We start from the raw sequence: 10135 nt of genomic DNA, 5'->3' as shown, positions 1-10135 counted from the left end.
GATTTTTATGCTTTGCTAGGGCTTGATTGGTGTGATATTATGAGCGCTTTAAAAGCCGATCCCATTCAAGCGGCAAAACTTTCTTTCAAATACAGCCCTTATCCCATTAATACCGGTGCCGGCGAATTAAAAGCGGTTCAAAAACGCTTGAGCGATTTCGCTAAAAGCGGATCTTTAGGACCTTTCAGTAACGGCTACTATGGGCATAAAACCTATCGTTTAAGCCCAGAGCAAAATTTAATCGTCTTAAGCCACTACCTCAAGCTTTTAGAAATCCAAAGGGAAGCGGCGAAAATGACCGCTATTTTTGGGGCCAAACAGCCTCACCCGCAAAGCCTAACGGTAGGGGGTGTTACGAGTGTTATGGATATATTGGATCCGACGAGATTGGCGGAGTGGAAGAGCAAGTTTGAAGTGGTGGCCAATTTCATCAACCATGCTTACTACCCTGATTTGGTGATGGCGGGCGAAATGTTTGCTAACGAACAATCGGTTATTAAAGGCTGTGGCTTAAGGAATTTTATCGCTTATGAAGAAGTGTTGCTCGGGAAGGATAAATACCTTTTGAGTAGTGGGGTGGTGCTTGATGGGGATATTTCTAAACTGCACCCCATTGATGAGAGTTTGATTAAAGAAGAAGTTACGCATTCTTGGTATCAATACGAAGACACTAAAGAAGTGCAACTCCACCCTTATGACGGGCAAACGAACCCGCATTATACCGGTTTAAAAGACGGCGAGAGCGTGGGGATTGAAAATAAAATCATCCCTGCTAAAGTGCTTGACACTCAAAATAAATATTCTTGGATCAAATCGCCCAGATACGATAGTAAGCCCATGGAAGTAGGCCCTTTAAGTTCCGTAGTGGTAGGTTTAGCGGCGAAAAACCCTTATGTTACTGAAGTGGCTACGAAGTTTTTAAAAGACACTAAACTGCCTTTAGAGGCGTTGTTTTCAACGCTTGGGCGCACCGCTGCAAGGTGCATTGAAGCCAAAACGATCGCTGATAATGGCCTTTTGGCGTTTGATGCGTTAGTGGAAAATCTAAAAAGCGATCAAAGCACTTGCGCTCCTTATCACATTGATAAAAATCAAGAATATAAAGGGCGCTATATTGGTCAAGTGCCAAGGGGCATGCTAAGCCATTGGGTGCGTATTAAAAACGGCGTGGTGGAAAATTATCAAGCGGTGGTGCCTTCTACTTGGAATGCGGGGCCTAGAGATTCTCAAAATCAAAGGGGGGCTTATGAAATGAGCTTGATTGGCACTAAAATCGCTGATTTAACCCAGCCTTTAGAAATCATTAGGACCATCCATTCTTTTGACCCATGCATCGCATGCTCCGTGCATGTGATGGATTTTAAAGGGCAGTCTTTAAACGAGTTTAAAGTAGAGCCTAATTTCGCTAAATTCTAAAAAGGGTTACGCATGGATAAAAAGGTTGTTTTACACAAAGAATATTCCGGTTTTGTGCGCTTTTTCCATTGGGTTAGGGCTTTGAGTATTTTTGCTTTAATCGCTACAGGGTTTTACATCGCTTACCCTTTTTTGCAGCCTAATTCCAGCTTTTATAAAGGGGTGTATCTTTTACAAGCTTATGTGCGCTCTTTTCATGTCATGTTTGGGTTTTTACTCATTAGCGCATTAATCTTTAGAACCTATCTTTTTTTCACTAAAGAAAGTTTGATGGAGCGCAGGAGTTTTGGCCAACTTTTAAGCCCAAAAGCTTGGATCGATCAGATGAAAGCGTATTTTCTTATCAGCGGCAAACCCCACACTAAAGGAGCGTATAACCCTATCCAACTCGTGGCTTATTTCACTTTGGTTGTTTTGATCGTATTGATGAGTTTGAGCGGGATAGTGCTGTATTATAATGTCTATCATGCGGGGCTTGGGGCGTTTTTAGCAAGCACTTTTAAGTGGTTTGAAGCGCTTTGTGGGGGGTTAGCGAACGTGCGTTTTATCCACCACTTAGCGACTTGGGGGTTTATTTTGTTTGTCCCTGTGCATGTTTATATGGTGTTTTTCCATTCTATCAGGTATGATAGTTCAGGGGCGGATTCTATGATTAATGGCTATGGTTATACCAAGAATGAGTGAAAAAATCCTAATTCTAGGCATTGGCAATATCCTTTTTGGCGATGAAGGGATTGGGGTGCATCTAGCCCACTACCTTAAAAAGAATTTTTCTTTTTTCCCTAGTGTGGATATTGTGGATGGGGGGACAATGGCTCAGCAACTCATTCCTTTAATCACTTCGTATGAAAAGGTTTTGATTTTGGATTGCGTGAGCGCTAAAGGCGTTGAGATAGGATCAGTCTATGCCTTTGATTTTAAGGACGCTCCTAAAGAAATCACATGGGCTGGGAGCGCGCATGAAGTGGAAATGCTGCACACTTTAAGGCTCACGGAGTTTTTAGGGGATTTGCCTAAAACTTTTATCGTGGGGCTTGTGCCTTTTGTGATAGGGAGCGAGACCACTTTCAAACTTTCAAGCGAAATGTTAAACGCTTTAGAAACAGCCTTAAAAGCCATAGAAACCCGACTCAACGCATGGGGGGTTAAAATGCAACGCACCGATCATATTGCCTTAGATTGTATCGCTGAACTCTCTTATAAGGGTTTTTGAATTGGTGTTTGTCTTTCTTTTTAAATGCGTTAATGAAAAAACAAGCCTAATTTTTACGCCCCTTTTAGAGCAAATGGCGCTCCATTTGCAAGCGCGTTTTTATAGCGTTTATAAGGATAATACGACTTCTTTCTACCTCCAAGCGAGTGCTGAGATCACTTTAGAATTCGCGCAAAAATTAAGCGAGATATTACCCTTTTCTTTAGATTTTAGCTTTTTGTCTTTAAAGGAAATCACAGAGCCTTTAGATGAAAATCTTTTCCAAACAACAAGCCTTTCAAAGCCCCTTTTTATGAACGCTAAAGAGCATCAAAACTTTTTAGATAACAATTCATCTTTATATGCCGATACTCTGGGCTTGATTGAAAACACCGCTTTTAAAGGGAAAATGATTTATAGCCCTAAAGAGCTTATAGATTGTTTAACCCAATTAAAAGGCATGCTCAAAACACAGGATTTTATCCCTATTTTCACTTCTAGGGGGGCGTTATTTTTTTCTTTAAAAAATCCCTCTCCAAGCGTTATTTTTAGCGATCTTTCTAGCGTTTTAACCTGCACTAAATTGCCTTTAGAGGACGCTAAATATTTGGCCAGTTTGGAAAAACCCTCTATCAAAGCCCCTTTAAAAAGCGTGTTTAAGGATACTTTTAAAAACGATGAAATCATAGCCCAACTGCCCTATGACCCCATATTGAATTTATTGTGTCATATCTTACAAGATGAGGGCATAGAATTTGTTTTTATGCATGAAAGCCGTTCTTGTGAAGCGCTTTTGCATTATGAAGCGCTTTTTAAAACCCCTAAACGCTTGATCACACCCTCTAAAAAATTCGTGTTAGAAAACCATCTTTCTACCCTTCCCTTTAAAGATGAATTAGAGTTTTTAAGCACAACCCCCAATTCTATCGTTCTATATTTTAGTTTCAAGCGCCCTACAAGGTTGTTATTGCATGCTAATGGTTCTTTAAAAACGCTTTTAAATGTTAAATTTGATTTTAATCAAATATTTAACCTCCTCAAACAAGATGAAAAAGCCTCCAGAATGCTACAAAACTACGCGGCTAAATTCCCTGATTTTTATGCGCGCATTGCAGGGCTTTCTCAATACAATCTAGGGGGCGCGAATTTATTGGATTTTTTTCGCATTTTAGGCTTTGTTTTGGGTTATAGCGAGGATTTTCATTCGCATAGCGTTATTTCTTTGGCTAAAGAATGCTTACGCCCTAAAGGTCCTAGAATTGATTATAAAATCCTTAAAAACGATTCTTTGAAAATGGCTTTAAACTTTTCAAAGATCATGCACAGCGCGATGAGTTTCAGGCTTGCGGGCGTGGAAAATGAAATTTTGAGTTTGGGGATTTTGGATTCTTTAGCGGAGTTTTTAGGGAATTTCATTTGGGATAACGCGCAAAATTTTAGCGTCCAAGAAGTAACGATCGCTGGGGATTTCTTTGGCGAAAAAGTGTTTTTGGATTTGTTTGTGCGGTATTTCCCTAAAACCCTCGCTCTTAAAACGCATGCATTTTTGGATTATGAATAAGGGCTTAAAAGCGGATGTGCATCATCAGCCCGCCGTCCATGTATTGGGTTTTTTTGCTTTTAGTCCTTTCAAAATAAGGCCCAAAAGACAGAGTTTTATTGAAATTCACAATCGGCATGCTCACCCCTTCAGCGATATTGTTTTTAGCGAGTTGTTTGTAAGACTTTTTATCGTTTTTTTTATGGCTTTTAATGTTAGGGCTTTTTTCTAAATCTATGCCTTCTAAAGCGCTATTTTTAGTGAAATCATAAAGCTTTTTGTCGTTTTTAGCCTCGGTTTTTAATCCATGGTTTTTATGGAGTTTGTAAAACTTTTTACTGCTTTTTTTTTCGCTTTTAGTTTCAGTTTCTAAATCCGCTGCGAACATGCTACTATAAGCCACAAGCGATACAAGAAATAAATTTCTAACTATACGCATAAGAATATCTCCTCTTAATATAGTTTTTTTCTATCACACCACCCTAGCATGTTAGAAATAACCATTAGAAAACACAAGCGCGTTTGAGCAAAAACACCAACACCACCACGCTTTCTAAAGCCACTCAATCAATAAAAAGCGTAAGGGAAGTATCCAGGCACTCCATACCCATAAGGCCCATAAGGCATAAGACCTGACCCATAAGGCATGAAACCATAGGGCATGTAGTAATAGGGCATGTAATAGCCTCCATACATCCCATTTTGCATGGGCGAATTGAGGTTATCCACTGAATTGTAAAAGCCGTTTAAAGAGCCATAAGCGTTATAATTAGTGAAACGATTGATTAAAGGCGTGGTGCGCGCATCAATAGTGGCGTTTTCTTGCTGGATGGCGTTTTCTTCTCTGGCGACTTCTTGGGCTTTGGTTTCTTTAGGATCTTTAACTATCACTTCTTCTATAGGCACATTCGCCCCACAAGCACTTAACAGATAGGCTAAAAAGCCGGTGTTTAAAAAAAGAATGATTTTAGAAAGATGAGCGGAATTGTTTTGATGCATGGGTTTTCCTAAATTTTAAAATAACTAAAGATTAACATGTTTTTAATTTAATATTCATTAAGCTTTTGTGGCTGTTTCATTTTAATTGTGTTTTTCATTAAAACCCCATACTAAAACCTTATTTTATGATAAAATACCTAGCAATAATATCAAATCTTAAACCAAAGAAAAACCATGAAAAAAGCTCTCTTACTAACTCTCTCTCTCTCTCGTTTTGGCTCCACGCTGAAAGGAACGGATTTTATTTAGGTTTAAATTTTGCAGAAGGAAGCTATATTCAAGGACAAGGTAGCATCGGCGAAAAAGCTTCAGCAGAAAACGCCTTAAATCAAGCGATCAATAACGCAAAAAATTCATTATTCCCTAACACAAAAGCCATAAGAGATGCACAAAACGCCTTAAATGCAGTGAAAGATTCAAACAAAATCGCTAACCGATTCGCAGGAAATGGCGGGTCTGGCGGTATTTTCAATGAACTCAGCTTGGGGTATAAATATTTTTTGGGTAAAAAAAGGATTATAGGGTTTAGGCACTCTCTTTTTTTCGGTTACCAACTTGGTGGCGTTGGTTCTGTTCCTGGCAGCGGTTTAATAGCTTTTTTACCCTATGGTTTCAATACGGATTTGCTCATTAATTGGACTAACGATAAGCGAGCGTCCCAAAAATACGTTGAACGAAGGGTAAAAGGGCTCTCTATATTTTACAAAGATATGACCGGCAGAACGCTAGACGCTAATACATTAAAAAAAGCATCAAGGCATGTATTTAGAAAATCTTCAGGGCTTGTGATTGGCATGGAACTAGGGGCTAGCACTTGGTTTGCAAGTAACAATCTCACCCCTTTTAATCAAGTCAAGAGCCGCACGATTTTTCAGTTGCAAGGAAAATTTGGCGTTCGTTGGAATAATGATGAATACGATATTGATCGCTATGGTGATGAAATCTATCTTGGGGGTTCTAGTGTTGAATTAGGGGTTAAAGTGCCAGCGTTTAAAGTCAATTACTATAGCGATGATTACGGGGATAAATTGGATTATAAAAGAGTGGTGAGCGTTTATCTTAACTATACATATAACTTTAAAAACAAACATTAAAAATGCGCTTTTTACCGCTCTTTGATTGCTTGTCTTAAACATGCTTTTGAGTATTTTTACCAACGCTTTATTGAAACAAAGCCTTAGCTTGAAACTCTTCATAGCCTTTTTTTCTCAATTGGCATGCCGGGCATTTATCGCAGCCATAGCCATAAGCATGCAAAATCTTTCGCTCTCCTTGATAGCATGTGTGCGTTTCTTTGATGACTAAATCCAAGACGCCTAAATCTTTAGCCATTTGAAATTCTTGCGCTTTACTTAAAAACATTAAAGGCGTTAGGATTTTAATCGCCGTGTTTGATCCTAAATTTAGGGCATGCTCGATGCTTTTAATAAAATCTTCTTTACAATCCGGATAGCCGCTAAAATCCGCTTGCGAAACCCCTAAAGCGATATTGCTAGCCCCTAGTTTTTGCGCGTAAGAATGCAAAAGGGTGATAAAAATGGCGTTACGATTAGGCACAAAAGAATTGGGTAAATCTTTATTTTGCGCATGCGAATGCCCCATTAAATCGTTAGAGTTTTTAAAAAGCGCGGAGCGGGTGATATTCTCTAAAAAATCTAATGGGATGATTTCATAAGGGAGTTGCAAAAGAGAAGCGATTTTTTGAGCGCATTCTAATTCCACAGAGTGTTTTTGCGCGTAATCAAACCCCACTAAATAAACTTTTTTAAAACGCTTTTTCGCCCATACGGCTAAAGTGGTGCTGTCTTGCCCGCCGCTAAAACTGATCGCGCAAATTTCTTGTTCCATCAAAATTCCTTAAAATTCTAAAAAGATATAATAACACAAAGAAATAAAAGCGTTGATTGTGTTTGAGTTAGAAAAAGAATTACAAGAATTGTTTGATATTTATGAAAAATCCTCTCATGAGCTTTACTTGGTAGGGGGGTGCGTGCGCGATTGTTTGATGGGAATTACCCCTAAAGACTACGATTTAACTTCAAACGCTTTAGTCAATGAAAGCAAGGAGCTTCTTTTAAAACACCATTTTAGGGTACTAGAAACCGGTATCAAGCATGGCACGATCACGGCTCTTAAAAACAATCAAAGCTATGAAATCACAACTTTTAGAATGGAAAAAGGGCATATCAAGCACCGAAAGCCTAAAGAATTGGTTTTTAGCGCTCATTTAACAGACGATTTAAAGCGGCGCGATTTTAGCATGAATGCGATCGCTTATAGCCCTACAAAAGGGTTGATTGATCCTTTTAAAGGGCAGAATGCGATTGAAAATCAAACGATTGAATGCGTGGGGGGAGTGCGATTAAGGTTTTTTGAAGACGCTTTAAGGATTTTAAGAGCGTTGCGATTTAGCGCGACTTTAGGTTTTAAGATAGCAGCAAGCACTAAAGAAGCGGTTTTTGCGTGTAAGGATTTGTTAAAACACCTTTCTAAAGAACGCTTACAAAGTGAATTGAATAAGCTTCTTATGGGGAAAAACGCCTATGAAGTGGCCAAAGAATATCAAGAAATTTTAGAGTTGGTTATTCAAGAAAAAATAGAAAATTTAGGGTTTTTAAAAAACGCGCCTTTCAATCTGGAATTAAGATTGTTAGGGTTTTTTAAGCATCAAAAAAGTTTAGAAAATTTACGCTATCCTAAAAAAACTTGTGTTTTATTTTTAAAAGCTAAAGAATGCCATAAAGCTTTTTTAAATATTCATAATAAAACAGAGTTAAAATTTTTATTGAAAAACTACGATTTAGAGCCTTTTAATTTGGCTTTAGATTTTTATGCGCTCAAAAACCTAAAACACGCTTTAAAAATCAAAGGCTTGTTAAAAGAAATCTTTGATTCTAACGAGCCTTTTAAAAAAGAACACCTAGTCCTTAAGGGCGGCGCGCTTCAAAGCTTGGGCTACCAACACCAAAAAATCAGCGAAATTTTAAACGCATGCTTAAATTTGGTTATTGAAAATCCTAAAAACAATGCTTTAGAGTGGCTGATAAAATGGGTTAAAGATAATTATTTACCTAATGATGCTATAAATCATTCGCCAATAGGCAGAAAAAATTAAAAACAGAGAAAACATGATAACGATGAATGCGATTCAATGGCCTGAAAAATGGATTCCAAGAGAGACTGATAATTTCGTATCTAATGAAGTCATTGTCAAAGGTTTGGATTTTAATAAAGTGGTGCAACACTTAAGAGACGCGTCTTGTTGGGAAAAGTATTACAAAAATTCAGGGAATGTCCACATGCATAATCAAGACAATACCATTCTTAAAGACAAGACTCGTTTTTGTTTTGAAACTTTTGGCTTTTTAGTGGAGGCACAGGTGGAAGAGTTTGAATTGAAAGACACCATACTGCGTTTGGCTTGGAGAGGTTGGAATGAAGCTAAAGGCGATGAGTATCTTGAAGCCTACCATGCATGGCTAGTTGAAAAACTAGATAATCATCGTGTGCGTATTTTAACCCAAGAAACTCAATTAGGAGTCCCTGCTAAAGCTTTAGCGAAATCTGTGCCTAATGCGATGTTGAACGGCCATCAAGCTTGGTTAGATGGTTTAGTGGCGTATTCACGCTAATAAGTGAGGATTGAATGAAAATCGGATGGATTGGACTAGGGGCTATGGGGACTCCTATGGCGGCTCGTTTGCACGATGCAAATTTAGAAGTGTCGGTTTATAACCGAACAGAGAGCAAAGCAGCCTCTTTAAAAGAAAAAGGCGTAGCGGTTTATACTAACCCTATAGATTTAGCCGCTAAAGTTGATCTGATTTTTATTATGCTTTCGGATAAAGTGGCGATTGATGCTGTTTTAGTGCCAGAATTTTGGGAACAGATGTCTGAAAAAATCATGGTAAATATGAGCACTATCGCTCCTTTGGAAAGCTTATCTTTAGAAAAAATCGCTCAAAAGCATCAAGTAACTTACCTTGAAGCGCCCGTTTCAGGATCGATTGGTGCGGCTAAAGCTGGGGCGTTATTGATTTTAGCGGCAGGTGAAAAAGAAGTGGTTGCTCAACTCAAACTTGTTTTGGCGCATTTAGGGAGTCAAACCTTTTATTTAGGAAAAGTTGGTCAAGGGACAGGGGCTAAATTATCCATCAATAGCCTTTTAGCTCAAATGGGGGTCGCTTATTCAGAAGCTTTGCTGTTAGCCAAACATTTAGGGGTTGATGCAGAGTTGTTTTTGCAAATTATTGGCCAATCTGGCATGAATTCGCCTCTCTTTCAAGCTAAAAAAGGCATGTGGTTGCAAGATAATTATCCGGCCGCTTTCAGTTTGAAACTCATGCTCAAAGATATTCGTTTAGCTAAAAATGAAGCAGGAGAGGCGATTCAATTGCCATTCTTATCTAAAGCGCAAGAACTTTATTCTCAAGCGGAAAAATCCGGTTTGGGTGCATTGGATATGGTAGCCGTTTATCATTATTTAGAAAAAGGAGAACATTAAAATGGACAGAGAACAAGTGATTGCTTTACAGCACCAACGATTTGCTGCAAAAAAATACGATCCTAATCGTCGTATTTCCCAAAAGGATTGGGAAGCTTTGGTTGAAGTGGGGAGGTTAGCCCCTTCTTCAATCGGGCTTGAACCATGGAAAATGCTTTTATTAAAGAATGAACGCATGAAAGAAGATTTAAAACCGATGGCCTGGGGGGCGCTTTTTGGTTTAGAGGGAGCGAGCCATTTTGTCATTTATCTTGCGCGAAAAGGCGTTACTTATGACAGCGATTATGTTAAGAAAGTGATGCATGAGGTTAAAAAAAGGGATTATGACACTAATTCAAGGTTCGCTCAAATCATCAAAAATTTCCAAGAGAACGATATGAAACTCAATAACGAACGATCTTTGTTTGATTGGGCTAGCAAGCAGACTTATATCCAAATGGCGAACATGATGATGGCAGCGGCCATGTTAGGGAGCATCTAACTA

10 protein-coding genes and 2 pseudogenes are annotated in these 10135 nt (G+C 38.7%); 9 read left to right on the top strand and 3 right to left on the bottom strand.

Going from position 1 to position 10135, the window contains the following annotated elements:
* The 4 genes from BZK24_RS08200 to hydE form a co-directional block, all read left to right on the top strand.
* Positions 1–1416, top strand: a 1416-nt coding sequence (locus BZK24_RS08200) for a nickel-dependent hydrogenase large subunit (protein ID WP_077657132.1), incomplete at its 5' end; no start/stop codon positions are given.
* Positions 1417–1428: 12 nt separating this feature from the next.
* The gene (gene cybH / locus BZK24_RS08195) at positions 1429–2100 is read left to right on the top strand and encodes a Ni/Fe-hydrogenase, b-type cytochrome subunit (RefSeq protein WP_077657131.1); all 672 of its coding nucleotides are present in this window, start codon (positions 1429–1431) and stop codon (positions 2098–2100) included.
* Positions 2093–2629, top strand: a complete 537-nt coding sequence (hydD, locus tag BZK24_RS08190) for a hydrogenase biosynthesis protein HydD (RefSeq protein ID WP_001290836.1) — start codon at positions 2093–2095, stop codon at positions 2627–2629. The genes cybH and hydD overlap by 8 nt, the downstream gene beginning before the upstream one ends.
* 1 nt (position 2630) lies before the next feature.
* Positions 2631–4169 (top strand): hydrogenase biosynthesis protein HydE, encoded by a 1539-nt coding sequence (gene hydE, locus BZK24_RS08185; protein WP_077657130.1) that lies wholly within the window; start codon positions 2631–2633, stop codon positions 4167–4169.
* A 4-nt stretch (positions 4170–4173) separates the two neighbouring features.
* Here the strand turns inward: hydE and BZK24_RS08180 are convergent, their stop codons facing one another.
* Both BZK24_RS08180 and BZK24_RS08175 read right to left on the bottom strand, forming a co-directional pair.
* Positions 4174–4587, bottom strand: a complete 414-nt coding sequence (locus tag BZK24_RS08180) for a hypothetical protein (protein WP_077657129.1) — start codon at positions 4585–4587, stop codon at positions 4174–4176.
* A gap of 128 nt (positions 4588–4715) precedes the next feature.
* Entirely contained in the window at positions 4716–5147 is a 432-nt protein-coding gene (locus BZK24_RS08175) for a hypothetical protein (RefSeq protein ID WP_077657128.1), read from the bottom strand.
* A 174-nt stretch (positions 5148–5321) separates the two neighbouring features.
* Between BZK24_RS08175 and oipA the strand changes: the two are divergent.
* Positions 5322–6241 (top strand): annotated as a pseudogene (gene oipA / locus BZK24_RS08170) (outer inflammatory protein OipA).
* 67 nt (positions 6242–6308) lie between these two features.
* Here oipA and queC read toward each other — a convergent pair.
* Positions 6309–6995: a 7-cyano-7-deazaguanine synthase QueC gene (queC, locus tag BZK24_RS08165; protein ID WP_077657127.1), complete on the bottom strand. Its 687-nt coding sequence runs from the start codon at positions 6993–6995 to the stop codon at positions 6309–6311.
* 58 nt (positions 6996–7053) lie between these two features.
* Between queC and BZK24_RS08160 the strand changes: the two genes are divergently transcribed.
* From BZK24_RS08160 to frxA, 4 genes and pseudogenes are all read left to right on the top strand, one after another.
* A complete protein-coding gene (locus BZK24_RS08160) occupies positions 7054–8262 on the top strand; it encodes a CCA tRNA nucleotidyltransferase (RefSeq protein WP_242423436.1) in 1209 nt (402 codons plus the stop codon).
* Between the two features lie 13 nt (positions 8263–8275).
* A complete protein-coding gene (locus BZK24_RS09725; RefSeq protein WP_242423435.1) occupies positions 8276–8779 on the top strand; it encodes an SRPBCC family protein in 504 nt (167 codons plus the stop codon).
* Positions 8780–8793: 14 nt separating this feature from the next.
* The gene (locus tag BZK24_RS08155) at positions 8794–9651 is read left to right on the top strand and encodes an NAD(P)-dependent oxidoreductase (RefSeq protein WP_077657126.1); all 858 of its coding nucleotides are present in this window, start codon (positions 8794–8796) and stop codon (positions 9649–9651) included.
* A gap of 1 nt (position 9652) precedes the next feature.
* Positions 9653–10123, top strand: a pseudogene (frxA, locus tag BZK24_RS08150) (NAD(P)H-dependent flavin oxidoreductase FrxA); the annotation flags it as partial.
* Positions 10124–10135: the final 12 nt, after the last annotated feature.

Source organism: Helicobacter pylori (genome assembly GCF_001998165.1).
Classification (GTDB): domain Bacteria; phylum Campylobacterota; class Campylobacteria; order Campylobacterales; family Helicobacteraceae; genus Helicobacter; species Helicobacter pylori_DL.
The sequence above is the reverse complement of the archived record's forward strand: the minus strand, read 5'-3'. Positions and strand labels throughout refer to the sequence as shown.

What these genes read in the sequence shown, in the direction of transcription:
- cybH (WP_077657131.1), top strand. Translation starts at nt 1,429, where the DNA reads ATGGATAAAAAGGTTGTTTTACACAAAGAATATTCCGGTTTTGTGCGC.
- hydD (WP_001290836.1), top strand. Translation starts at nt 2,093, where the DNA reads ATGAGTGAAAAAATCCTAATTCTAGGCATTGGCAATATCCTTTTTGGC.
- BZK24_RS08180 (WP_077657129.1), bottom strand. Translation starts at nt 4,587, where the DNA reads ATGCGTATAGTTAGAAATTTATTTCTTGTATCGCTTGTGGCTTATAGT.
- BZK24_RS08175 (WP_077657128.1), bottom strand. Translation starts at nt 5,147, where the DNA reads ATGCATCAAAACAATTCCGCTCATCTTTCTAAAATCATTCTTTTTTTA.
- queC (WP_077657127.1), bottom strand. Translation starts at nt 6,995, where the DNA reads ATGGAACAAGAAATTTGCGCGATCAGTTTTAGCGGCGGGCAAGACAGC.
- BZK24_RS09725 (WP_242423435.1), top strand. Translation starts at nt 8,276, where the DNA reads ATGATAACGATGAATGCGATTCAATGGCCTGAAAAATGGATTCCAAGA.
- BZK24_RS08155 (WP_077657126.1), top strand. Translation starts at nt 8,794, where the DNA reads ATGAAAATCGGATGGATTGGACTAGGGGCTATGGGGACTCCTATGGCG.